This is a genomic window from Streptomyces sp. NPDC029152 (assembly GCF_055564355.1).
Map to the genome: position 1 here is coordinate 33,705 of NZ_JBVHWR010000024.1, position 23,716 is coordinate 57,420.

Annotated in this window: 20 protein-coding genes; 4 read left to right on the forward strand and 16 right to left on the reverse strand. The window is 70.5% G+C overall.

The window, feature by feature from the left end; all coding sequences use genetic code 11:
* Positions 1-32: 32 nt before the first annotated feature.
* Positions 33-2,033, reverse strand: a complete 2,001-nt coding sequence (gene recQ / locus ACZ4V6_RS32295) for a DNA helicase RecQ (protein WP_467834250.1) — start codon at positions 2,031-2,033, stop codon at positions 33-35.
* Positions 2,034-2,265: 232 nt separating this feature from the next.
* Here recQ and ACZ4V6_RS32300 point away from each other — a divergent pair, with 232 nt between their 5' ends.
* Positions 2,266-2,865 (forward strand): Uma2 family endonuclease, encoded by a 600-nt coding sequence (locus ACZ4V6_RS32300; protein ID WP_467834252.1) that lies wholly within the window; start codon positions 2,266-2,268, stop codon positions 2,863-2,865.
* Between the two features lie 77 nt (positions 2,866-2,942).
* Here the strand turns inward: ACZ4V6_RS32300 and nuoN are convergent, their stop codons facing one another.
* The 14 genes from nuoN to ACZ4V6_RS32370 are packed head-to-tail and all read right to left on the reverse strand — an operon-like array spanning position 2,943 to position 19,037.
* Entirely contained in the window at positions 2,943-4,601 is a 1,659-nt protein-coding gene (nuoN, locus tag ACZ4V6_RS32305) for an NADH-quinone oxidoreductase subunit NuoN (RefSeq protein WP_467834254.1), read from the reverse strand.
* Complete coding sequence (locus ACZ4V6_RS32310) at positions 4,598-6,169, reverse strand: NADH-quinone oxidoreductase subunit M (protein WP_467834256.1); 1,572 nt, start codon at positions 6,167-6,169, stop codon at positions 4,598-4,600. Before ACZ4V6_RS32310 ends, nuoN begins: the two co-directional genes overlap by 4 nt.
* Before the next feature lie 5 nt (positions 6,170-6,174).
* On the reverse strand, positions 6,175-8,139 hold the full coding sequence (gene nuoL, locus ACZ4V6_RS32315; RefSeq protein ID WP_467834258.1) for an NADH-quinone oxidoreductase subunit L: 1,965 nt from the start codon (positions 8,137-8,139) through the stop codon (positions 6,175-6,177).
* Between the two features lie 14 nt (positions 8,140-8,153).
* Positions 8,154-8,453, reverse strand: a complete 300-nt coding sequence (nuoK, locus tag ACZ4V6_RS32320) for an NADH-quinone oxidoreductase subunit NuoK (protein WP_004927567.1) — start codon at positions 8,451-8,453, stop codon at positions 8,154-8,156.
* Complete coding sequence (locus ACZ4V6_RS32325) at positions 8,450-9,307, reverse strand: NADH-quinone oxidoreductase subunit J (RefSeq protein WP_467834260.1); 858 nt, start codon at positions 9,305-9,307, stop codon at positions 8,450-8,452. The genes nuoK and ACZ4V6_RS32325 overlap by 4 nt, the downstream gene beginning before the upstream one ends.
* Complete coding sequence (nuoI, locus tag ACZ4V6_RS32330; protein ID WP_467834262.1) at positions 9,304-9,945, reverse strand: NADH-quinone oxidoreductase subunit NuoI; 642 nt, start codon at positions 9,943-9,945, stop codon at positions 9,304-9,306. Before nuoI ends, ACZ4V6_RS32325 begins: the two co-directional genes overlap by 4 nt.
* Positions 9,938-11,314 carry an NADH-quinone oxidoreductase subunit NuoH gene (nuoH, locus tag ACZ4V6_RS32335; RefSeq protein ID WP_467834263.1) on the reverse strand — a complete coding sequence of 459 codons (1,377 nt, stop codon included), beginning with the start codon at positions 11,312-11,314 and terminating at the stop codon, positions 9,938-9,940. Before nuoH ends, nuoI begins: the two co-directional genes overlap by 8 nt.
* Positions 11,311-13,815 (reverse strand): NADH-quinone oxidoreductase subunit G, encoded by a 2,505-nt coding sequence (locus ACZ4V6_RS32340; protein ID WP_467834265.1) that lies wholly within the window; start codon positions 13,813-13,815, stop codon positions 11,311-11,313. Before ACZ4V6_RS32340 ends, nuoH begins: the two co-directional genes overlap by 4 nt.
* Positions 13,812-15,164, reverse strand: a complete 1,353-nt coding sequence (gene nuoF / locus ACZ4V6_RS32345; RefSeq protein ID WP_467834267.1) for an NADH-quinone oxidoreductase subunit NuoF — start codon at positions 15,162-15,164, stop codon at positions 13,812-13,814. Before nuoF ends, ACZ4V6_RS32340 begins: the two co-directional genes overlap by 4 nt.
* Complete coding sequence (nuoE, locus tag ACZ4V6_RS32350) at positions 15,161-16,033, reverse strand: NADH-quinone oxidoreductase subunit NuoE (RefSeq protein WP_467834268.1); 873 nt, start codon at positions 16,031-16,033, stop codon at positions 15,161-15,163. The genes nuoF and nuoE overlap by 4 nt, the downstream gene beginning before the upstream one ends.
* Positions 16,030-17,361: an NADH-quinone oxidoreductase subunit D gene (locus ACZ4V6_RS32355; protein ID WP_467834269.1), complete on the reverse strand. Its 1,332-nt coding sequence runs from the start codon at positions 17,359-17,361 to the stop codon at positions 16,030-16,032. Before ACZ4V6_RS32355 ends, nuoE begins: the two co-directional genes overlap by 4 nt.
* Entirely contained in the window at positions 17,358-18,113 is a 756-nt protein-coding gene (locus ACZ4V6_RS32360; RefSeq protein WP_467834271.1) for an NADH-quinone oxidoreductase subunit C, read from the reverse strand. The genes ACZ4V6_RS32355 and ACZ4V6_RS32360 overlap by 4 nt, the downstream gene beginning before the upstream one ends.
* Positions 18,110-18,664 (reverse strand): NuoB/complex I 20 kDa subunit family protein, encoded by a 555-nt coding sequence (locus ACZ4V6_RS32365; RefSeq protein ID WP_161166212.1) that lies wholly within the window; start codon positions 18,662-18,664, stop codon positions 18,110-18,112. The genes ACZ4V6_RS32360 and ACZ4V6_RS32365 overlap by 4 nt, the downstream gene beginning before the upstream one ends.
* 13 nt (positions 18,665-18,677) lie before the next feature.
* A complete protein-coding gene (locus ACZ4V6_RS32370) occupies positions 18,678-19,037 on the reverse strand; it encodes an NADH-quinone oxidoreductase subunit A (RefSeq protein ID WP_003992243.1) in 360 nt (119 codons plus the stop codon).
* Positions 19,038-19,829: 792 nt separating this feature from the next.
* Here ACZ4V6_RS32370 and ACZ4V6_RS32375 point away from each other — a divergent pair.
* On the forward strand, positions 19,830-20,693 hold the full coding sequence (locus ACZ4V6_RS32375) for a C40 family peptidase (protein ID WP_467834273.1): 864 nt from the start codon (positions 19,830-19,832) through the stop codon (positions 20,691-20,693).
* A gap of 159 nt (positions 20,694-20,852) precedes the next feature.
* Positions 20,853-21,482: a peptide deformylase gene (gene def, locus ACZ4V6_RS32380; protein WP_467834275.1), complete on the forward strand. Its 630-nt coding sequence runs from the start codon at positions 20,853-20,855 to the stop codon at positions 21,480-21,482.
* On the opposite strand, the gene ACZ4V6_RS32385 is transcribed toward def, so the two are convergent.
* Positions 21,483-22,766, reverse strand: coding sequence for a geranylgeranyl reductase family protein (locus ACZ4V6_RS32385; protein WP_467834276.1), 1,284 nt, complete (start codon positions 22,764-22,766; stop codon positions 21,483-21,485). It lies immediately after the preceding gene.
* Between the two features lie 101 nt (positions 22,767-22,867).
* On the opposite strand from ACZ4V6_RS32385, the gene ACZ4V6_RS32390 reads away from it, so the two are divergent.
* The gene (locus ACZ4V6_RS32390; RefSeq protein ID WP_467834278.1) at positions 22,868-23,374 is read left to right on the forward strand and encodes a GNAT family N-acetyltransferase; all 507 of its coding nucleotides are present in this window, start codon (positions 22,868-22,870) and stop codon (positions 23,372-23,374) included.
* Positions 23,375-23,716 lie beyond the last annotated feature (342 nt).

The following is a 23,716-nucleotide window of genomic DNA, read 5'->3' on the forward strand; positions in this document are numbered from 1 at the left end:
GCCGCGGACGCGGAGGCCCCGCCGGCGGGTCCCTATATCCAGTCCTCGGGCTCCGGCTCGTGCTCGTGCTCGTGCCAGTCGTCCGCGCCGGTCCCCGAACCGGAACCTGTGCCCGGGCCGGCCGACGGAGCCGGCGCGGGTGCCGTGGCGGTGGCCGGTCCCTCCAGTCCCGCCAGCACCTCGACCACGCCCTCCCCGTACGTCGCCAGCTTCTTCTCGCCGACTCCGCTGATGCCCCCGAGCTGCCCGACCGAGGTGGGCCAGACGGTGGCGATCTCCCTCAGGGTGGCGTCGTGGAAGATGACGTACGCCGGGACGCCCTGCTCGCGGGCCTGCTCCGCGCGCCAGGCGCGCAGCGCCTCGAACGCGGGCAGCAGCTCCTCGGGCAGCTCGGCCGCGGCCGCCTTGGACTTGCGGTCGCCGCGTCCACCGCCCGTCGGCTTGGCCGCGGCCGGCTTCTTGGGCTCCTTGCGCAGCGGAACCTCCCGCTCCCGCCGCAGCACCGCCCCGCTGGCATCGGTGAGCACCAGCGTGCCGTACTCGCCCTCGACCGCGAGCAGCCCCTGGGCCAGCAGCTGCCGGGTGACGCCCCGCCACTCGCCCTCGGTCAGCTCCTCGCCGATGCCGAACACGGAGAGCTGGTCGTGGTCGAACTGGATCACCTTGGCCGTGCGCTTGCCGAGCAGGATGTCGATGATCTGCCCGGCGCCGAACTTCTGCCCGCGCTCCCGCTTCAGCCGCACCACGGTCGACAGCACCTTCTGCGCCGCCACCGTGCCGTCCCAGGTCTCGGGCGGGGTGAGGCAGGTGTCGCAGTTGCCGCAGCCGGCCGGATCGGGGTCCTGCCCGAAGTAGGCGAGGAGCTGGCCGCGGCGGCACCGGACGGTCTCGCACAGGGCGAGCATGGCGTCCAGGTGGGACTGGGCCCGGCGGCGGAACGCCTCGTCGCCCTCGCCGGACTGGATCAGCTTGCGCTGCTGGATGACGTCGTTGAGCCCGTACGCCATCCAGGCCGTCGACGGCAGGCCGTCCCGCCCGGCGCGTCCCGTCTCCTGGTAGTAGCCCTCGACCGACTTGGGCAGGTCCAGGTGCGCGACGAAGCGGACGTCCGGCTTGTCGATGCCCATGCCGAAGGCGATGGTCGCCACGACCACCAGGCCCTCCTCGCGCAGGAACCTCGACTGGTGCACCGCGCGGGTGCCCGCGTCCAGGCCCGCGTGGTACGGCACGGCCTCGACGCCGTTGCGCGACAGGAACTCGGCGGTCTTCTCGACGGAATTGCGCGAGAGGCAGTAGACGATGCCCGCGTCACCGGCGTGCTCCTCGCGCAGGAAGCTCAGCAGCTGCTTCCTGGGGTCGGTCTTCGGCACGATCCGGTACTGGATGTTGGGCCGGTCGAAGCTGGCCACGAAGTGCCGCGCCGCCGGCATGTCCAGCCGCTCGGTGATCTCGCGGTGGGTGGCGTGCGTGGCCGTCGCCGTGAGCGCGAGCCGGGGCACGTCCGGCCAGCGCTCGCCGAGCAGGGACAGGGCCAGGTAGTCGGGCCGGAAGTCGTGGCCCCACTGGGAGACGCAGTGCGCCTCGTCGATCGCGAAGAGGGAGATCTTGCCGCGGGAGAGCAGGTCGAGGGTGCTCTCCAGCCGCAGCCGCTCGGGCGCCAGGTACAGCAGGTCCAGCTCGCCGGCGAGGAACTCGGCCTCCACCACGCGACGCTCGTCGAAGTCCTGCGTGGAGTTCATGAACCCGGCCCGCACGCCGAGGGCGCGCAGCGCGTCCACCTGGTCCTGCATCAGGGCGATGAGCGGCGAGACCACGATGCCCGTGCCGGGCCTGACCAGGGCCGGGATCTGGTAGCACAGCGACTTGCCGCCGCCGGTGGGCATCAGCACGACGGCGTCGCCGCCCGCCACCACGTGGTCGACGACCGCCTCCTGCTCGCCGCGGAAGGCCTCGTACCCGAAGACCCGGTGCAGCGTGGCCAGCGTCTCGCTGTCCAGCCGCCCGGCCTCTGCCGTCTCTGCCGTCTCTGTCATCTCGCCGATCACGCCCATCGTCCCGTCCCCCGTACGTCCTGCCGCGCCCGTCCTGTCCCGACCACTTCCTCAACGATAGGGGCCCGCGCCGACAGCCCCGGAGTTGTCCACAGGTTGCCCGACGTGACCCGCGTCAAGGACACGGCGATCGTTCACGCGTTCGCGGGAGACCCGCCCGTTTCCGGCGGATAGTCTGATTGCACCCGCGAGACTCCGTCCCATGGGAGCACTGATGAGCGTCGCACCGAAGGCGTCCACACCCGCCTGGCCGGTCCCGCCCGAGGGCGGCTGGACCGCAGACGACCTGGACCGGCTTCCGGACCTGCCTCCGCACACGGAGCTGATCGACGGGAGCCTGGTCTTCGTGAGTCCGCAGACCCTTTTCCACTCACGCGCTGTCGACTTTTTCAACTGGCAGCTTCAGTCCCTCGCGCCGGCGGAGTTCGAGGTCATCCGCGAGTTCACCATCGACATCGACCGGCAGAACCGGCCCGAGCCGGACGTGATCGTCGTGCGGGGTGACGTGGTCGACGACCCGGAGCAGACGCGCTACCCCTCCGAAGCCGTCACCTTGGCCATCGAGGTCGTCTCCGCCGAGTCCATCTCCCGCGACCGCGAGACCAAGCCCCTCAAGTACTCCCGGGCCGGCATCGCCCACTACTGGCGGGTGGAGAACGAGAAGGGCCTCGCCGTCGTCCACGCCTTCGAACTGGAGCCCACCACCGGCACCTATACCAGCGTCGGCATCTTCCGCGAACGCATGAAGGTGAGCGCGCCCTTCCCGATGGACCTGGACCTGACCGCCATCAAGCCGCGCCGCGGCGGCGAGTAGCCCCAGCACACACGGCTGTGGTCCGGCACCCCTGCGAAGAGGTGCCGGACCACAGCCGTGAAGGCACGAACGCAGCGTCAGCGCACGAACACCCCCGCCTGTCCCGCCAGGTCCAGGAAGTACTGCGGCGCCACACCGAGCACCACCGTGACCGCCACGCCGACGCCGATCGCCGTCATCGTCAGCGGCGACGGCACCGCGACCGTCGGGCCCTCCGGCCGCGGCTCGCTGAAGAACATCAGCACGATCACGCGGATGTAGAAGAACGCCGCGATCGCCGACGAGATCACGCCGACCACGACCAGCGGGGCCGCGCCGCCCTCCGCCGCCGCCTTGAACACGGCGAACTTGCCCGCGAACCCGGAGGTCAGCGGGATGCCCGCGAAGGCCAGCAGGAACACCGCGAACACGGCCGCCACCAACGGCGACCTGCGCCCGAGCCCGGCCCACTTCGACAGGTGGGTCGCCTCGCCGCCCGCGTCGCGCACCAGCGTGACCACGGCGAAGGCGCCGATCGTCACGAAGGAGTACGCGGCCAGGTAGAAGAGGACCGACGAGACGCCGTCCGGCGTGGTCGCGATGACGCCCGCGAGGATGAAGCCCGCGTGCGCGATCGACGAGTACGCCAGCAGCCGCTTGATGTCCGTCTGCGTGATCGCGACGATCGCGCCGCCCAGCATGGTGACGATCGCCACCGCCCACATCACCGGCCGCCAGTCCCAGCGCAGGCCGGGCAGGACGACGTAGAGGATGCGCAGCAGGGCGCCGAAGGCCGCGACCTTGGTCGCCGCCGCCATGAAACCGGTCACCGGCGTCGGCGCGCCCTGGTACACGTCCGGCGTCCACATGTGGAACGGCACCGCGCCCACCTTGAACAGCAGGCCCATGACGATCAGAGCGGACCCGACGAGCAGCAGCGCGTCGTTGCCCATGGTGTTCGCGAGCGCCGGGGTGACGTTCTGGACGGTGCCGTCGACGACCTGCGCGATGGTGCCGTACGACATGGAGCCCGCGTAGCCGTAGAGCAGGGCGATGCCGAACAGGGTGAACGCGGAGGCGAACGCGCCGAGCAGGAAGTACTTGACCGCCGCCTCCTGCGACATCAGCCGCTTGCGCCGGGCCAGCGCGCACAGCAGGTACAGCGGGAGGGAGAAGACCTCCAGGGCGACGAAGAGGGTCAGCAGGTCGTTGGCCGCCGGGAAGACCAGCATGCCGGCGACGGCGAACATCAGCAGCGGGAACACCTCGGTGGTGGTGAACCCGGCCTTCACCGCCTTCTGCTCGCTCTCGCTGCCCGGCACCGCCGCGGCCTGCGCGGCGAAGGAGTCGACGCGGTTGCCGTGCGCCTCCGGGTCGAGCCGCCGCTCGGCGAAGGTGAAGACGCCGACCAGCGCCGCCAGCAGGATCGTGCCCTGCAGGAAGAGGGCCGGTCCGTCGACGGCGATGGCGCCCATCGCCGCGATGCCCGCCTTGGTCGTGCCGTGTCCGCCCGCCGCGAGCGCGACGACCGCGGCGAAGGCGGCGACGAGCGCGACGATGGACACGAACGTCTGTACGTAGTAGCGGGACCTGCGCGGCACGAACGCCTCGACCAGGATGCCGACGATCGCCGCGCCGATGACGATGAGCGTGGGCGCGAGCTGCCCGTACTCGATCTTCGGTGCGTCGATCTTCGCGATCGGGTCGGCCGCCGTTGCCGCCGTTGTCCACAGGTCGTGGACGGCTGATGCGCTCACTTGGCCGCCTCCACCTCGGGCTGGGGGTCCTTCTTGTGTACGTCGGACATGGTCTGCTGCACCGCCGGATTGACGATGTCCGTGACGGGCTTCGGGTAGACGCCCAGGAAGATCAGCAGCGCCACCAGCGGCGCCACGACCACCAGCTCCCGCACCCGCAGGTCGGGCAGGGCCCTCACCTCGGGCTTCACCGGCCCGGTCATCGTCCGCTGGTACAGGACGAGGGTGTAGAGCGCGGCGAGGACGATGCCGAAGGTGGCGATGATGCCGATCACCGGATAGCGCGTGAACGTGCCCACCAGCACCAGGAACTCGCTGACGAAGGGCGCGAGACCCGGCAGGGACAGGGTGGCCAGGCCGCCGATCAGGAACGTGCCGGCGAGCACCGGGGCGACCTTCTGCACACCGCCGTAGTCGGCGATGAGCCGCGAGCCGCGCCGGGAGATCAGGAATCCGGCGATCAGCATCAGCACGGCGGTCGAGATGCCGTGGTTGACCATGTAGAGGGTGGCGCCGGACTGGCCCTGGCTGGTCATCGCGAAGATGCCCATGATGATGAAGCCGAAGTGCGAGATCGACGCGTAGGCGATCAGGCGCTTGATGTCGCGCTGGCCGACCGCGAGCAGCGCCCCGTAGATGATGCTGATCACCGCCAGGACGAGGATCGCGGGCGTCGCCCACGTGCTCGCCTCCGGGAACAGCTGGAGGCAGAAGCGGAGCATCGCGAAGGTGCCGACCTTGTCGACCACCGCCGTGATGAGCACGGCGACCGGCGCGGTGGACTCCCCCATGGCGTTGGGCAGCCAGGTGTGCAGCGGCCACAGCGGCGCCTTCACCGCGAAGGCGAAGAAGAAGCCGAGGAACAGCCAGCGCTCGGTGCTGGTCGCCATGTCCAGCGATCCGTCGGCCCGCGCCTGGGCGATCTCGGTGAGGGAGAAGTTCCCGGCGACCACGTACAGCCCGATCACCGCGGCCAGCATGATCAGGCCGCCGGCGAGGTTGTAGAGGAGGAACTTCACCGCCGCGTACGAGCGCTGGGTGGCCGCCTTCTCCTCACCGTGCTCGTGCGCCCGGTCCCCGAAGCCGCCGATCAGGAAGTACAGCGGGATCAGCATGGCTTCGAAGAAGATGTAGAAGAGGAAGACGTCGGTGGCCTCGAAGGAGATGATCACCATCGCCTCGACGGCCAGGATCAGGGCGAAGAAGCCCTGTGTCGGCCGCCACCGGCTGCTTCCCGTCTCCAGCGGATCGGCGTCGTGCCAGCCCGCGAGGACGATGAACGGGATCAGCAGGGCGGTCAGCGCGATCAGCGCCACCGCGATGCCGTCCACGCCCAGCTCGTAGCGGACGCCGAAGTCCGCGATCCAGGAGTGGGACTCGGTGAGCTGGTAGCGGTCGCCGTCCGGGTCGAAGCGGACCAGGACCACGATCGCCAGGACCAGCGTGGCCAGCGAGAACAGCAGCGCCAGCCATTTGGCCGCGGTGCGCTTCGCGGCCGGCACGGCGGCCGTGGCGATGGCCCCGACGGCCGGGAGCACCGCCGTCGCTGTCAGCAGGGGAAAGGACATCGGTATCAGACCGCCCTCATCAGCAGGGTCGCGGCGACGAGGACCGCCGCACCGCCGAACATCGAGACCGCGTAACTGCGCGCGAACCCGTTCTGCAGCTTGCGCATCCGCCCGGACAGGCCGCCGAACGAGGCCGCCGTGCCGTTGACGACCCCGTCGACCAGGGTGTGGTCGACGTAGACCAGCGAGCGCGTGAGGTGCTCGCCGCCGCGGACCAGGACGACGTGGTTGAAGTCGTCCTGGAGCAGGTCGCGCCGGGCGGCCCGGGTGAGCAGCGACCCGCGCGGGGCGACGGCCGGGACCGGACGCCGTCCGTACTGCGCCCAGGCGATCGCGACGCCGATGACCATGCAGGCCACGGTCGCTCCGGTGACCACCCCGGCGCTGATCGGCGCGTCACCGTGGCTGTGCCCGGTGACGGGCTCCAGCCAGTGAAGGAAGCGGTCGCCGATGCTGAAGAAGGCGCCGCCCGCCACCGAGCCGACGGCCAGCACGATCATCGGGACCGTCATGGTCTTCGGGGACTCGTGCGGGTGCGGGGGCGTGTACTCGCCGCGCGTCTCGGCGGCCGGCTCGACGTCGGGCTCGGCCGGGGACGGCGTCGGGGCCTTGCGCCAGCGCTCCTCGCCGAAGAACGTCATCAGCATCACGCGCGTCATGTAGTACGCGGTGATGGCCGCGCCCAGCAGGGCGCAGGCGCCGAGGACCCACCCCTCGGTGCCGCCCTTGGCGAACGCCGCCTCGATGATCTTGTCCTTGGAGAAGAAGCCGGACAGGCCCGGGAAGCCGATGATGGCGAGGTAGCCGAGGCCGAAGGTGACGAAGGTGACCGGCATGTACTTCCTGAGGCCGCCGTAGCGGCGCATGTCGACCTCGTCGTTCATGCCGTGCATGACCGAACCGGCGCCGAGGAACAGCCCGGCCTTGAAGAAGCCGTGCGTCACCAGGTGCATGATCGCGAAGACGTAGCCGATGGGGCCGAGGCCCGCGGCCAGCACCATGTAGCCGATCTGCGACATGGTCGAGCCGGCGAGCGCCTTCTTGATGTCGTCCTTGGCGCAACCGACGATCGCACCGAACAGCAGCGTGACCGCGCCGACGACGGTGACGACCAGTTGCGCGTCGGGCGCGCCGTTGAAGATCGCCGCCGAGCGGACGATCAGGTACACGCCCGCGGTCACCATGGTCGCGGCGTGGATGAGGGCCGAGACCGGGGTCGGGCCCTCCATCGCGTCACCGAGCCAGGACTGCAGCGGCACCTGGGCGGACTTGCCGCACGCGGCGAGCAGCAGCATCAGGGCGATCGCGGTGAGCTTGCCCTCGTCGGCCTGGCCCGCGACGCCCGGGTCGTGCAGCGTGCCGAGCACCGGCCCGAAGGCGAAGGTGCCGAACCACAGGAACATCAGCATGATCGCGATCGACAGGCCCATGTCGCCGACGCGGTTGACCAGGAAGGCCTTCTTCGCGGCGGTGGCGGCGCTGGGCTTGTGCTGCCAGAAGCCGATCAGCAGGTACGAGGCGAGGCCGACGCCCTCCCAGCCGACGTACAGCAGCAGGTAGTTGTCGGCGAGGACCAGGATCAGCATCGCCGCGAGGAACAGGTTCAGGTAGCCGAAGAAGCGGCGGCGCCGCTCGTCGTGCTCCATGTACGCGACCGAGTACAGGTGGATCAGCGAGCCGACGCCGGTGATCAGCAGGACGAACGTCATCGACAGCTGGTCGAGCCGGAAGGCGACGTCGGCCTGGAACCCCTCCACCGGGATCCAGCTGAACAGGTGCTGCGTCAGGGTGCGGTCCTCGGCGCCGCTGCCGAGCATGTCGGCGAAGAGGACGACGCCGATCACGAAGGACGCGGCGGCCAGCAGCGTGCCGAGCCAGTGGCCGACGGCGTCCAGCCGGCGGCCGCCGCACAGCAGGACCGCCGCTCCGAGCAGAGGCGCCGCCACCAGCAGCGCAATCAGATTCTCCACGATTCAGCGACCCCTCACAGCTTCATCAGGCTGGCGTCGTCGACCGAGGCCGAGTGGCGGGAACGGAACAGGGACACGATGATCGCGAGCCCGACCACGACCTCCGCGGCGGCGACGACCATCGTGAAGAAGGCGATGATCTGGCCGTCGAGGTTGCCGTGCATGCGGGAGAAGGCGACGAACGCGAGGTTGCAGGCGTTGAGCATCAGCTCGACGCACATGAAGACCACGATCGCGTTGCGCCGGATCAGCACACCGGTGGCACCGATCGTGAACAACAGGGCTGCGAGGTAGAGGTAGTTGACGGGGTTCACTTCGACGCCTCCTCGGACCGCTTGAAGGTGGCCGGCCCGACCGCCCTGCGCTCCAGACGTTCCTCGGCGCGCTGCTCCAGGGCCTTGAGGTCGTTCAGCGCCTCCGTCGAGACGTCGCGGATCTGGCCCCGCTCGCGCAGCGTCTTGCTGACGGTGAGCTCGGACGGGGTGCCGTCGGGCAGCAGACCGGCGATGTCGACCGCGTTGTGCCGGGCGTAGACGCCGGGCGCCGGCAGCGGCGGCAGGTACTTGCCGTCGCGGACGCGCTGCTCGGACAGTTCGCGCTGCGTCCTGGCCCGCTCGGTGCGCTCGCGGTGGGTGAGCACCATGGCGCCGACGGCGGCCGTGATGAGCAGGGCGCCGGTGATCTCGAAGGCGAAGACGTACTTGGTGAAGACGAGGGACGCGATGCCCTCCACGTTGCCGTTCGCATTGGCCTGGCCGAGGCCGTCGAACTCCTTGAGGGAGGCGTTGCCGATGCCGGCGATCAGCAGGGTGCCGAAGCCGAGCCCGCTGGCCAGGGCCAGCCAGCGCTGGCCCTTGATGGTCTCCTTCAGGGAGTCCGCCGCGGTGACGCCGACGAGCATCACCACGAACAGGAACAGCATCATGACCGCGCCGGTGTAGACGACGATCTGCACGATGCCGAGGAAGTAGGCGCCGTTGGCGAGGTAGAACACCGCCAGCACGATCATGGTCCCGGCGAGGCAGAGCGCGCTGTGCACGGCCTTCTTCATGAAGACGGTGCACAGGGCGCCGATCACCGCGACCGTGCCGAGGATCCAGAACTGGACGGCCTCTCCGGTGGAGGTGCCGGCAGAGAGAGTCGCTGCGGCGGCGAGCTGTGCGCTCATCGGCGGATCACCTCCTCCGACGCCGGCTCGGTCCCGCCGAAGGTCGAGTCGCCCTCCTGGACGACCTCCCCCTTGGAGCGGGCGACCTGCCGCTCGGTGCCGGGCGCGGCCTCGGTGACCAGGCCCCGGTAGTAGTCCTGCTCGTCCGTGCCCGGGTAGATGGCGTGGGGCGTGTCGACCATGCCCTCCTCCAGACCGGCGAGCAGCTGCTCCTTGGTGAAGATGAGGTTGGCGCGACTGGAGTCGGCCAGCTCGAACTCGTTGGTCATCGTCAGCGCGCGCGTGGGGCAGGCCTCGATGCACAGGCCGCACAGGATGCAGCGGGCGTAGTTGATCTGGTAGACGCGGCCGTACCGCTCGCCCGGCGAGTAGCGCTCCTCGTCCGTGTTGTCCGCGCCCTCCACGTAGATCGCGTCGGCGGGACACGCCCAGGCGCACAGCTCGCAGCCGACGCACTTCTCCAGGCCGTCCGGATGGCGGTTGAGCTGGTGCCGTCCGTGGAAGCGCGGAGCGGTGGTCTTCTTCTGCTCCGGGTACTGCTCGGTCAGCCGCTTCTTGAACATGGCCTTGAAGGTCACACCGAAGCCGGCCACGGGGTTCAGGAAACCGGGGTCGGTCTCCTTGGGTTCCTCAGCCATCGGACGCCTCCTTTCCATCCGTGGGTCCACCCAGAGGTCCGTCACTGTGAGTATCGGAGCCGCCACTGGCGATCAGTTCCCGGTCCCGGCGCGGGCAGCGCCTGGGCACCGGCGGCAGCTCCTGCCCGGGCATCGGCGGCACGGGGAACCCGCCGGCCATCGGGTCGAAGGCGGCCGGTTCCTCGACGGGCGCCTCGGCGCCCTTGCCCTTGTCGCGGTAGACGTCGGCGACGAAGGACACCAGCAGCAGGGCCAGGACGCCGCCGCCGATGTAGAGCGCGATGTCGGTGAAGCCGTAGTTCTCGTTCCGCATGGCCCGCACGCTCGCGACGAGCATCAGCCAGACCAGGGAGACCGGGATGAGGACCTTCCAGCCGAGCTTCATCAGCTGGTCGTAACGCACGCGCGGGAGCGTGCCGCGCAGCCAGATGAAGAAGAACAGCAGCAGCTGGACCTTGACGACGAACCAGAGCAGCGGCCACCAGCCGTGGTTGGCGCCCTCCCAGAAGGTGCTGATGGGCCACGGGGCCCGCCAGCCGCCGAGGAAGAGCGTGGTGGCGACCGCCGAGACCGTCACCATGTTCACGTACTCGGCGAGCATGAACATCGCGAACTTGATCGACGAGTACTCGGTGTTGAAGCCGCCCACCAGGTCGCCCTCCGACTCCGGCATGTCGAAGGGGGCGCGGTTGGTCTCGCCGACCATGGTGACGATGTAGAGGATGAAGGAGACCGGCAGCAGCACGATGTACCAGCGGTCGGTCTGCTGGGCGACGATCTCCGAGGTCGACATCGAACCGGAGTAGAGGAACACCGAGGCGAACGCGGCGCCCATCGCGATCTCGTAGGAGATCATCTGCGCGCAGGACCGCAGGCCGCCGAGGAGCGGGTACGTCGACCCGGAGCTCCATCCGGCGAGCACGATGCCGTAGATGCCGACCGAGGCGACCGCGAGGATGAACAGCATCGCGATCGGCAGGTCGGTGAGCTGCATGGCGGTGCGGTGGCCGAAGACCGACACCTCGTTGCCGGCCGGCCCGAAGGGGATCACCGCGATCGCCATGAAGGCCGGGATGGCCGCGACGATCGGCGCCAGGACGTACACCGCCTTGTCGGCGCGCTTGACGACGACGTCTTCCTTCAGCATCAGCTTGATGCCGTCGGCGAGCGACTGGAGCATGCCCCAGGGGCCGTGCCGGTTGGGACCGATGCGCAGCTGCATCCAGGCGACGACCTTGCGCTCCCACACGATGGAGAACAGCACGGTCACCATCAGGAAGGCGAAGCAGAAGACCGCCTTGATCACCACCAGCCACCAGGGGTCGGTGCCGAACATCGAGAGGTCTTCAGCGGCGAGGTACGGGCTCATGCCTCCACCTCCTTGGGGGCCTCGCCCGCGAGCGTGGCCGGGCCGATGCGGACGAGGGTTCCGGGCAGCACCCCGGCGTCGGAGGCGACGCCGTGACCGGCCGAGTTCAGCGGGAGCCAGACCACCCGGTCGGGCATCTCGGTGATCTCCAACGGGAGTTCGACGGATCCGCCGGGCCCGGTCACGGCCAGCGGGTCGCCGTCCTTGACGCCCGCCTCGGCGGCCGTGGCGGCCGACACGCGCGCGCGTGCGGCGTGCCGGGTGCCGGCGAGCGCCTCGTCGCCCTGCTGGAGGACGCCCTGGTCGAGCAGCAGCCGGTGCCCGGCGAGCACGGCCTCCCCGGCGGCCGGCCGGGGCAGGGCGCCCGCGGTGTGCAGCGGTTCACCGGCCCGCGCCCCGTCCCAGGCGCCGAGCCGGTCGATCTCCGCGCGCGTGGTGCGCAGATCCGGCAGGCCCAGGTGGACGTCCATGGCGTCGGCGAGCATCTGGAGCACGCGCGCGTCGGTGGGCGCGAGGCGGCGGGTCATCTGGTCGGGCTTGAGCGCGGCCTCGAAGAAGCGCGCCCTGCCCTCCCAGTTGAGGAAGGTCCCGGCCTTCTCGGCGACCGCCGCGACGGGCAGGACCACGTCGGCGTGGTCGGTGACCTCGCTGGGCCGCAGTTCCAGCGACACCACGAAGCCGGCCTCGGCGAGTGCCGCACGCGCGCGGGCCGGGTCGGGCAGGTCGGCGACCTCCACGCCCGCCACCAGCAGCGCCTGGAGCTCACCGCGCGCGGTGGCCTCGACGATCGCGCCGGTGTCGCGGCCGTAGCGGTGCGGGAGGTCGGCCAGGCCCCAGACCGCGGCGACCTCCTCACGCGCGCGCGGGTCGGTCGCGGGGCGCCCGCCCGGCAGCAGCGACGGCAGCGCCCCCGCCTCGATCGCGCCGCGCTCCCCGGCCCGGCGCGGGATCCACACCAGCCGGGCACCGGTCGCGGCGGCGGTCCGGACGGCGGAGGTGAGCCCGCCGGCCACGGATGCCAGCCGCTCGCCGACGACGATCACGGCACCCTCGGCGCGCAGTGCCTCGGCCGCCCGGGCACCGTCGTCCTCCAGGCCGACGCCGCTCGCGAGCGCGTCCAGCCACTCGGTCTCGGTGCCGGGAGCGGCGGGCAGCAGCGTGCCGCCGGCCTTCTCCAGACCCCGTGTGGCGTGGGTGGCCAGCGAGAACACCTTCAGCCCGTGCCTGCGCCAGGCCTTGCGCAGCCGCAGGAAGACGCCGGGCGCCTCCTCCTCGGCCTCGAAACCGACCAGCAGCACGGCCGGCGCCTTCTCCAGCGCGGTGTACGTGACGCCCGTGCCGTCCAGGTCACGGCCGCGGCCGGCCACCCGGGCGGCGAGGAAGTCGGCCTCCTCGGCGCTGTGCACGCGCGCGCGGAAGTCGATGTCGTTGGTGTCGAGCGCCACGCGCGCGAACTTGCTGTACGCGTAGGCGTCCTCGACGGTGAGACGCCCGCCGGTCAGGACACCGGTCCGCCCGCGCGAGGCGAGCAGTCCCTGCGCGGCGATCTGCAGGGCCTCCGGCCAGGAGGCCGGTTCCAGCTCGCCCTCGGCGTTGCGCACCAGGGGGGTCGTCAGCCGGTCCCGCTGCTGCGCGTACCGGAAGGCGAACCGCCCCTTGTCGCAGATCCACTCCTCGTTGACCTCGGGGTCGTTCGCCGCGAGGCGCCGCATGACCTTGCCGCGCCGGTGGTCGGTGCGGGTCGCGCAGCCGCCGGAGCAGTGCTCGCACACGGACGGCGAGGAGATCAGGTCGAACGGGCGGGAGCGGAACCGGTACGCCGCCGAGGTGAGCGCGCCGACCGGGCAGATCTGGATGGTGTTTCCGGAGAAGTACGACTCGAAGGGGTCGCCCTCGCCGGTGCCGACCTGCTGGAGCGCGCCCCGTTCGATCAGCTCGATCATCGGGTCGCCGGCGACCTGGTTGGAGAAGCGGGTGCAGCGGGCGCACAGCACGCACCGCTCGCGGTCGAGCAGCACCTGCGTGGAGATCGGCACGGGCTTCTCGTAGGTCCGCTTCCTCCCCTCGAAGCGGGACTCGGCCTGGCCGTGCGACATGGCCTGGTTCTGCAGCGGGCACTCGCCGCCCTTGTCGCAGACCGGGCAGTCCAGCGGGTGGTTGATGAGCAGCAGCTCCATCACCCCATACTGGGCCTTCTCGGCGACCGGGGAGGTGAGCTGGGTCTTGACCACCATGCCGTCGGTGCAGGTGATGGTGCAGGACGCCATGGGCTTGCGCTGGCCCTCGACCTCGACGATGCACTGGCGGCAGGCGCCGGCCGGGTCGAGGAGCGGGTGGTCGCAGAACCGGGGGATCTCGATGCCGAGCTGCTCGGCGGCCCGGATGACCAGGGTGCCCTTGGGCACGCTGATCTCGATGCCGTCGATCGTGAGCGTGACGAGGTCCTCCGGGGGGAGGGCCGGCTCTCCCCCGCCGGAGGGAGCGCTCGTGGTCACGGTCATGCGTTCACCTCCGTACGGTGGTCGGCCCAGGCCGTCGACCTGGCCGGGTCGAAGGGGCAGCCGCGGCCCGTGATGTGCTGCTCGTACTCCTCGCGGAAGTACTTGAGCGAGGAGAAGATCGGCGAGGCGGCGCCGTCGCCGAGGGCGCAGAAGGACTTGCCGTTGATGTTGTCGGCGATGTCGTTCAGCTTGTCGAGGTCGCTCATCGAGCCCTTGCCGGCCTCGATGTCGCGCAGCAGCTGCACGAGCCAGTACGTGCCTTCGCGGCAGGGCGTGCACTTGCCGCAGGACTCGTGGGCGTAGAACTCGGTCCAGCGGGTGACGGCGCGCACCACGCAGGTCGTCTCGTCGAAGCACTGGAGCGCCTTGGTGCCGAGCATGGAACCCGCGGCGCCGACGCCCTCGTAGTCGAGGGGGACGTCGAGGTGCTCGTCGGTGAACATCGGCGTGGAGGAGCCGCCCGGTGTCCAGAACTTGAGCCGGTGGCCGGGGCGCATCCCGCCGCTCATGTCGAGGAGCTGGCGCAGCGTGATGCCGAGCGGGGCCTCGTACTGGCCGGGGGTGGCGACGTGGCCGCTGAGCGAGTAGAGCGTGAAGCCCGGGGACTTCTCGCTGCCCATCGACCTGAACCACTCCTTGCCCTTGTTCAGGATCGCGGGAACCGACGCGATGGACTCGACGTTGTTCACCACGGTGGGGCACGCGTAGAGACCCGCGACGGCGGGGAAGGGGGGACGGAGCCGCGGCTGGCCCCGGCGGCCTTCGAGCGAGTCGAGCAGCGCGGTCTCCTCACCGCAGATGTACGCGCCCGCGCCCGCGTGCACGGTGAGTTCGAGGTCGAGTCCGCTGCCCAGGATGTCCTCGCCGAGGAAGCCGGCCGCGTAGGCCTCGCGCACGGCCGCGTGCAGCCGCCGCAGCACGGGGACGACCTCACCGCGCAGGTAGATGAAGGCGTGCGACGACCTGATGGCGTAGCACGCGATGACGATGCCCTCGATGAGGCTGTGCGGGTTCGCGAAGAGGAGCGGGATGTCCTTGCAGGTCCCCGGCTCCGACTCGTCGGCGTTGACGACGAGGTAGTGGGGCTTGCCGTCGCCCTGGGGGATGAACTGCCACTTCATCCCCGTCGGGAAACCGGCGCCGCCGCGGCCGCGCAGACCGGAGTCCTTGACGTACGCGATCAGGTCGTCCGGCGACATCGCCAGCGCCTTGCGGAGTCCCTCGTACCCCTCGTGCCTGCGGTAGACGTCCAGCGTCCAGGACTCGTCCTCGTCCCAGAAGGCCGACAGCACGGGTGCGAGCAGCTTCTCCGGGCTGTGGTCCTTGATCTCGGCGGCCAAGGTCATCACTCCCCCTCCTCGGCGGTGGGACCGGCCGGGTGGGCCGGGTCGGAGGCCGATGTGTCCTGCGGCGCGTCGTGCGAGCTGAGGTGCCTCGTCGGCGACGGGTCGTGCACGTCCCGGTCCTGTGACGCGTCGTGCGGTCCGCCGTCCCGCGGGTGCACCACGCGCGCGGCGGACACCTCGCCCTTCGCCAGCTTCAGCCCGGCCAGGGAGGCGGGGCCCGCGCTGCCGCCTGCCGCGACGGCGCCCTCCCGCTCGTCGGGGAAGCCCGCCAGGATCCGGGCGGTCTCCTTGAAGGTGCACAGCGGCGCGCCGCGCGTGGGCGTCACCGGCCGTCCCGCGCGCAGGTCGTCGACGAGGCGCCGGACGCTCTCGGGGGTCTGGTTGTCGAAGAACTCCCAGTTGACCATCACGACCGGGGCGAAGTCGCAGGCCGCGTTGCACTCGATGTGCTCCAGCGTGACCTTGCCGTCGTCGGTGGTCCCGCCGTTGCCGACGCCCAGGTGCTCCTGGAGGGACTCGAAGATCGCGTCGCCGCCCATGACCGCGCACAGCGTGTTGGTGCAGACGCCGACCTGGTAGTCACCGCTCGGCCTGCGCCGGTACATGGTGTAGAAGGTCGCGACCGCGGTGACCTCGGCCGTGGTCAGGCCCAGCACGTCCGCGCAGAACTGCATGCCGGTGCGCGTGACGTGCCCTTCCTCCGCCTGCACGAGGTGCAGCAGCGGCAGGAGGGCGGACCGGGAGTCCGGGTAGCGGGCGATGACCTCGCGCGCGTCGGCCTCCAGCCGGGCCCGGACGTCGTCCGGGTACGCGGGCGCGGGCAGTTCCGGCATGCCCAGGCTGACGCCCCGCTCCGAAGAAGAGGTGGTCACCGGTCGACGCCTCCCATCACGGGGTCGATGGAGGCCACCGCGACGATGACGTCGGCGACCTGGCCGCCCTCGCACATCGCCGCCATGGCCTGAAGGTTGGTGAAGGACGGGTCCCGGAAGTGGACCCGGTAGGGGCGGGTGCCGCCGTCGGACACGACGTGCACCCCGAGCTCGCCCTTGGGCGACTCGACCGCCGCGTACGCCTGTCCCGGGGGGACGCGGAAGCCCTCGGTGACCAGCTTGAAGTGGTGGATCAGGGCCTCCATGGAGGTGCCCATGATCTTCTTGATGTGGTCGAGGGAGTTGCCGAGTCCGTCCGGTCCGAGCGCGAGCTGGGCGGGCCAGGCGATCTTCTTGTCGGCGACCATGACCGGGCCGGGCTCCAGCCGGTCCAGGCACTGCTCGACGATCCGCAGCGACTGGCGCATCTCCTCCAGCCGGATCAGGAAGCGGCCGTAGGAGTCACAGGTGTCGGCGGTCGGGACGTCGAAGTCGTACGTCTCGTAGCCGCAGTACGGCTGGGTCTTGCGCAGGTCGTGGGGCAGACCGGTGGAGCGCAGGACCGGACCGGTGGCGCCGAGGGCCATGCAGCCGGCCAGGTCGAGGTAGCCGACGTCCTGCATGCGGGCCTTGAAGATGGGGTTCCCGGTGGCGAGCTTGTCGTACTCCGGGAGGTTCTTCTTCATCTTCTTCACGAACTCGCGGATCTGGTCCACCGCGCCCGGCGGCAGGTCCTGGGCGAGTCCGCCGGGGCGGATGTACGCGTGGTTCATCCGCAGGCCGGTGATCAGCTCGTAGATGTCGAGAATCAGTTCACGATCGCGGAAGCCGTAGATCATGATCGTGGTGGCGCCGAGTTCCATGCCTCCGGTGGCGATGCACACCAGGTGCGAGGAGAGCCGGTTCAGCTCCATCAGCAGCACCCGGACGACCGAGGCGCGGTCCGGGATCTGGTCCTCGATGCCGAGGAGCTTCTCGACGCCCAGGCAGTACGCCGTCTCGTTGAAGAACGGCGTCAGGTAGTCCATGCGCGTCACGAACGTGGTGCCCTGCGTCCAGGTCCGGTACTCGAGGTTCTTCTCGATGCCGGTGTGCAGGTAGCCGATGCCGCAGCGGGCCTCGGTGACCGTCTCGCCGTCGATCTCCAGGATCAGGCGGAGCACGCCGTGGGTCGAGGGGTGCTGCGGGCCCATGTTGACGACGATGCGCTCGTCGTCGGCGCGGGCCGCGGTCTGGACGACCTCGTCCCAGTCGCCGCCGGTGACCGTGTAGACGGTGCCCTCGGTGGTCTCGCGGGCCGACGCCGAGGACGGGGTGTGCGTGCTCATGAGTACGACCTCCGCTGGTCCGGAGCCGGGATCTGGGCGCCCTTGTACTCGACGGGGATGCCGCCGAGGGGATAGTCCTTGCGCTGCGGGTGGCCCTGCCAGTCGTCCGGCATCATGATCCGCGTCAGGGCCGGGTGACCGTCGAAGACGATGCCGAAGAAGTCGTACGCCTCGCGCTCGTGCCAGTCGTTCGTCGGGTAGACGGCGAACAGCGACGGGATGTGCGGGTCGCCGTCGGGGGCGCTGACCTCGAGCCGGATCAGCCGGTTGTGGGTGATCGAGCGCAGGTGGTAGACGGCGTGCAGCTCGCGGCCCTTGTCGTTCGGGTAGTGGACGCCGCTGACGCCGGTGCACAGCTCGAAGCGCAGGGCCGGGTCGTCGCGCAGGGTCCTCGCGACGCGGACCAGGTGCTCGCGTTCGATGTGGAAGGTCAGTTCACCGCGGTCGACGACCGTCTTCTCGATGGCGTTCTCGGGCAGCAGCCCCTGTTCCTCCAGTGCGCCCTCGAGCTCGTCGGCGACCTCGTCGAACCAGCCGCCGTAGGGCCTGCTCGCCGGCCCCGGGAGGCGGACCGAGCGGACCAGCCCGCCGTAGCCGGAGGTGTCGCCGCCGTTGTTCGCGCCGAACATGCCGCGCTGGACGCGGATCTCCTCGCCGCCCTGGCCGCGCTGGCCGGGGAGGTTCTGCGCGGAGAGGTCCTTCTCGGGGTTGGGTCCGTTCACGTCACCCGGGGTGTCGTTCGCGTCGCTCACCGCAGCAGCCCCTTCATCTCGATGGTGGGCAGGGCCTTGAGCGCCGCCTCCTCCGCCTCGCGGGCCGCCTCCTCGGCGTTCACCCCGAGCTTGGAGTTCTGGATCTTGTGGTGGAGCTTGAGGATGGCGTCCATCAGCATCTCGGGCCGCGGCGGGCAGCCGGGGAGGTAGATGTCGACCGGGACGACGTGGTCGACGCCCTGGACGATCGCGTAGTTGTTGAACATGCCGCCCGAGGAGGCGCAGACCCCCATGGAGATCACCCACTTGGGGTTCGGCATCTGGTCGTAGACCTGCCGCAGCACCGGCGCCATCTTCTGGCTGACCCGGCCCGCGACGATCATCAGGTCCGCCTGCCGCGGCGAGCCGCGGAAGACCTCCATGCCGAAGCGCGCCAGGTCGTAGCGGCCGGCGCCGGTGGTCATCATCTCGATGGCGCAGCACGCGAGGCCGAACGTGGCGGGGAAGACGGACGACTTGCGCACCCAGCCCGCGGCCTGCTCGACGGTGGTCAGCAGGAAGCCGCTCGGCAGTTTTTCTTCGAGTCCCATGACTAAAGGCCCCTCAGTCCCATTCCAGGCCGCCGCGCCGCCATACGTACGCGTACGCGACGAAGACGGTGAGCACGAAGAGCAGCATCTCCACGAGCCCGAAGATCCCCAGGGCGTCGAAGGTGACGGCCCAGGGGTAGAGGAAGACGATCTCGATGTCGAAGACGATGAAGAGCATCGCCGTCAGGTAGTACTTGATGGGGAAGCGCCCCCCGCCGGCCGGCGTGGGGGTCGGCTCGATGCCGCACTCGTAGGCCTCCAGCTTGGCCCGGTTGTACCGCTTCGGACCGATCAGCGTGGCCATGACCACGGAGAAGATCGCAAAGCCTGCCCCGAGGGCTCCCAGTACGAGGATGGGCGCATACGCGTTCACCGCTCCTCGCTCCTCTCAGTCGGCACTGACTGCATGGGGGTCCCCCCTGGTCGAGCGGAGCCGAGACCTGGGGGAGGTTGCACTGGGCTCACAGCCGCCCCAGCAGTCCCACGAACCCCGCTCGTCCCGGCGAAGATCGCGAACATGTGAAGCAGGTCACAAGCCCAACTGCCTCGCATCTTATGCCTGCCGCTCTGTGATCTGCGACACGGGGTATTGCACAAGCTTTGTGATCTCCACCACCTGACGAAGGATCATGAAGTCGGATGAGCGGTGATCTTCACACAGGAAGCGTTCAGCTGATCACCAGAGGTGACAATTTCGCTCGTCGCCGCTGGCCAGAGAGGGGGCGCAGGGAGCGTCTCCATATCAAGATGCTTCGCGTGCATGCAAATTGGTGCTGGACCCGATCTCTTGATAGTGGATCCCGTTCACACGTGAGAGGGGGGAACGGGGCGCGATGTGGACGCGTGCACGCGTTCACGAGCGTCCCGGGCGTCGATCCGCGCGGGGACGCGGCCGCGGGGGTGACCGTTCCGTGACCTCCGCCACACCCATGAGGGGCGTCCGGGAACCGGGCTTGGCCAACTGCCTCAACCAGTGGTAAGCGAGGGGCAATTCGGGCGAAACGATCAAAGGCCGTGATCACAGGTGGGTCACGGTGACCGCGCAATGTTCGCCAGGGTGCCAAAAAAGGGCGACACGCCCGGGATTCAAGGGGTCCGTTGAACAACTGTGGCGCAGCACACGTTTCTTGAAGGTATGGAGGAGCTCCTGATACCGGTTGTACCCATGTCCCACACCGCTCACATACGCAGCCACCGGAAGCCCCGCCGCAGCGCGTCGACCCTCGCGATGCGGGCCGGAGTTGCCGGTGGCGTCCTCAGCACCCTGGCCGTGGCCGGGGCGTCGGGTTCGGCGAACGCGGCCGAGCCGGTGACGCAGACCCTCGAACTGCCCACCCTGACGGCCGACCTGGCCGCCCAGGTCGCCCAGTCCGCGGACGCCACGCAGCAGGCCGCCGCGAACTACGAGCTGCGCGCCGAGCGCGACGCGGCCGCCGCCGCCGCGGCCAAGGAGGCCAAGGCGGACCTCGCGGAGGCCAAGAAGAAGGCCGCCGAGGCCAAGAAGAAGGCCGAGGAAGAGGCCCGCAAGGAGGCCGCCGAGCGCGCTTCCCGTGCCGCCGAGCGCGCCACCCTGAGCGCCTCCGTGGACACCGGCTCGGCGTCCACGTCGAACTCGTCGTCCTCGTCGTCCTCCTCGGTCGAGGCCTCGGCCGGTGTCAGCACGTCCACGGCCACCGGTTCGGCCGCCGCCGTCGTCTCCTTCGTCCAGGCCCAGGTCGGCGACGCCTACGTCTCCGGCGGCACCGGCCCCAACTCCTGGGACTGCTCCGGCCTCGTGCAGGCCGCCTTCAAGCAGGTCAACATCGACCTGCCGCGCGTCTCCCAGGACCAGTCGGTCGCCGGCACCCAGGTGTCGCTGAGCAACCTCCAGCCGGGCGACATCCTGTACTGGGGCGGCGCGGGCAGCGCGTACCACGTGGGCGTCTACGTCGGCGACGGCATGTTCGTCGGCGCACAGAACTCGTCGACGGGCGTCGTGATGAAGCCCCTGTCGTACGACCCGCCGAGCGGTGCCGTCCGCGTGCTCTGACGCTCGCGTCCGGACACCTCGGACACATCCGCACGAAAGGCCGCAGCCGCTCGGGGGCTGCGGCCTTTCGGGCTCTCCTGACGGGCGCGGGCCTCTCCTGGCAGGCTCTGGACGGGCCGGTTCCCGCCGGCCGTCCACGAGACCGAAGGAGAGGACACCATGCCGAGCGTCTTCCTGCAGGGGCGGCACACCGCCTCCTACCCGCCGTTCGCGCCGGAGGCCCGGCGCGGGTCGGTCCGGCGCGTCACCGAGGCCGGCGAGGAGGTGCTGCACAAGCCGTGCCGGGACGTCACCGAGTTCGGGCCCGACCTGGCCGCGCTCGTCGACGACATGTTCCGCACGATGTACGTCGCGGAAGGAGCCGGGCTGGCGGCCAATCAGGTCGGGGTCGATCTGCGCCTGTTCGTGTACGACTGCCCCGACGACGACGGTGTCCGACATGTCGGACACATCGTCAACCCGGTCCTGGAGCCGCTCGACCCGGCCGCGCGGCGGCTGCTCGACGAGGAGGAGGGGTGCCTGTCGGTACCGGGCGCCGTCATGGCCGTACCCCGCCCCGACCGGGCCGTCGTGCGGGGCGTGGACAAGAACGGCGCGCCGCTCCTCGTCGAGGGCACCGGCTACTTCGCCCGCTGCCTCGCCCACGAGACCGACCACGTGAACGGGCACGTCTACCTGGACCGGCTCTCCGCGCGCGACCGGAAGCGGGCGCTGCGGCAGTCGGCGGCCCGGCGCGACGAGGTGCTGGCGCGCCGGGCCGCCGACGCGGCCGCCTTCAGCGGGGCGTGATCACGCCTTCGGGGCCACCTTGCTCAGTCCGTTGATGATGCGGTCCATCGCGTCGCCGCCCGTCGGGTCCGTCAGGTTGGCGAGCATCTTCAGGGTGAACTTCATCAGGACCGGGTGGGTGAGGCCGCGCTGGGCCGCGATCTGCATGACCTTCGGGTTGCCGATGAGCTTCACGAAGGCGCGGCCCAGCGAGTAGTAGCCGCCGTAGGTGTCCTTCAGGACGCGCGGGTAGCGCTGGAGGGCGGTCTCGCGCTGGGCCGGCGTGGCCCGCGCGTGGGCCTGGACGATGACGTCGGCGGCGATCTGGCCGGACTCCATGGCGTAGGCGATGCCCTCGCCGTTGAAGGGGTTCACCAGGCCGCCGGCGTCGCCGACCAGGAGCAGGCCCTTGGTGTAGTGGGGCTGGCGGTTGAAGGCCATGGGCAGGGCGGCGCCGCGGATCGGCCCGGTCATGTTCTCCGGGGTGTAGCCCCAGTCCTCCGGCATGGACGCGCACCAGGCCTTCAGCACCTCCCGCCAGTCCAGTTCCTTGAAGGAGGCGGAGGTGTTCAGCACTCCGAGGCCGACGTTCGACGTGCCGTCGCCCATGCCGAAGATCCAGCCGTAGCCCGGCAGGAGGCGGTCCTGGGCGCCGCGGCGGTCCCACAGTTCCAGCCAGGACTCCAGGTAGTCGTCGTCGTGGCGCGGCGAGGTGAAGTAGGTGCGGACCGCGACGCCCATCGGGCGGTCCTCGCGGCGGTGCAGGCCCATCGCCAGGGACAGGCGGGTGGAGTTGCCGTCGGCGGCCACGACCAGCGGCGCGTGGAAGGTGACCTCGCGCTTCTCCTCCCCCAGCTTCGCGTGCACGCCGGTGATGCGGCCCGTGCGGTCGTCGACGACCGGGGCGCCGACGTTGCAGCGCTCGTAGAGGCGGGCGCCCGCCTTCTGCGCCTGGCGGGCGAGCTGCTCGTCGAAGTCGTCGCGCTTGCGGACGAGTCCGTAGTCGGGGAAGGAGGCCAGGTCCGGCCAGTCCAGCTGGAGACGCGAGCCGCCGCCGATGATGCGCAGGCCCTTGTTGCGCAGCCAGCCGGCCTCCTCGGAGATGTCGATGCCCATCGCCACGAGCTGCTTGGTCGCGCGCGGGGTGAGCCCGTCGCCGCAGACCTTCTCCCGCGGGAACGCGGTCTTCTCCAGCAGGAGGACGTCGAGTCCGGCCTTGGCCAGGTAGTACGCGGTCGTGGAGCCGGCTGGCCCCGCGCCCACGACGATCACATCGGCGGTGTTGTCGGAGAGGGGCTCGGTCACGGCGGGATCTCCCCAGAGTTTCGAGAATCTGCGTGCCGACGGGCACTGGACATGGGCAGTCTATTCAGCGTCACCGATCACCCGGCTGAAGGGCTGCCCCCGTGAACCGAGCTCTGCCTGTCGTACGGCTGCGCGTCCCCACCGACGAGGACGCCGTCGCCTGGCACCGGGTCTTCGACGACCCGGACGTCATGGAGTTCCACGGCGGGAAGCCCGCGGAACTGTCCGTCTATGAGGAGCTCACCGCCCGCCAGCGCCGGCACGACGCCGAGCACGGCTTCTGCCTGTGGACCGTGGTGGACGAGTCCGGGCGGGTCATCGGCTTCACCGGCGCCCAGCCGTGGCCGGGCGACTGGGGCCCCAGGGGCGAGATCGAGATCGGCTGGCGGCTCGGGCGGGAGCACTGGGGCAAGGGGTACGTCACGGCGGCGGCCCGGCAGACGCTGGAGCGGGTGCGCTCGGCGGGCGTGACGGAGGTGGTGGCGATGGTCGACGCCCGCAACGCGCGCTCCATCGCGGTCACAGAGCGGCTCGGCATGCGGCTCGCCGAGGTCTTCACGACCCCGGCGACGAAGCGGCAGGGGCACTGCTACCGGCTCCGGCTCTGACACCGCAGGGGCGGACCGTCGCGGCCGGCGACGTGACGCTCCCGGACGGTGCCCGGCGGAGCCACCGCGCCCGTGCCACCGGGGGCGGCCCGTGCGCCCGACGTCGAGGACGGCCGACGTGTGCGTGCCGCGCCCGGCCGGCCCGACGGCCGTGGACGCGGACGGGGCGGCACGGGAGCCGGGGGCGTGCGTGTGATCCGGCTCCGGGGGGCGAGGGCGGCGGGGGCGTCCGCGGACCGCGCGTGCCGGCCCCGCCCCGGTACGGGCCGCGGCGGGAGCCGGGCGGGCCACCCCGCTCCGTGCGGCCCGGCCGCTCCCGAGGCGCGTGCCGCTCAGCTCTCC

Bases quoted from the DNA above. Each gene is read 5' to 3' on its own strand.
- recQ (WP_467834250.1), bottom strand. From the start codon at position 2,033: ATGACAGAGACGGCAGAGACGGCAGAGGCCGGGCGGCTGGACAGCGAG.
- ACZ4V6_RS32300 (WP_467834252.1), top strand. From the start codon at position 2,266: ATGAGCGTCGCACCGAAGGCGTCCACACCCGCCTGGCCGGTCCCGCCC.
- ACZ4V6_RS32310 (WP_467834256.1), bottom strand. From the start codon at position 6,169: ATGTCCTTTCCCCTGCTGACAGCGACGGCGGTGCTCCCGGCCGTCGGG.
- ACZ4V6_RS32325 (WP_467834260.1), bottom strand. From the start codon at position 9,307: ATGAGCGCACAGCTCGCCGCCGCAGCGACTCTCTCTGCCGGCACCTCC.
- nuoI (WP_467834262.1), bottom strand. From the start codon at position 9,945: ATGGCTGAGGAACCCAAGGAGACCGACCCCGGTTTCCTGAACCCCGTG.
- nuoH (WP_467834263.1), bottom strand. From the start codon at position 11,314: ATGAGCCCGTACCTCGCCGCTGAAGACCTCTCGATGTTCGGCACCGAC.
- ACZ4V6_RS32340 (WP_467834265.1), bottom strand. From the start codon at position 13,815: ATGACCGTGACCACGAGCGCTCCCTCCGGCGGGGGAGAGCCGGCCCTC.
- ACZ4V6_RS32355 (WP_467834269.1), bottom strand. From the start codon at position 17,361: ATGAGCACGCACACCCCGTCCTCGGCGTCGGCCCGCGAGACCACCGAG.
- ACZ4V6_RS32365 (WP_161166212.1), bottom strand. From the start codon at position 18,664: ATGGGACTCGAAGAAAAACTGCCGAGCGGCTTCCTGCTGACCACCGTC.
- ACZ4V6_RS32375 (WP_467834273.1), top strand. From the start codon at position 19,830: ATGTCCCACACCGCTCACATACGCAGCCACCGGAAGCCCCGCCGCAGC.
- def (WP_467834275.1), top strand. From the start codon at position 20,853: ATGCCGAGCGTCTTCCTGCAGGGGCGGCACACCGCCTCCTACCCGCCG.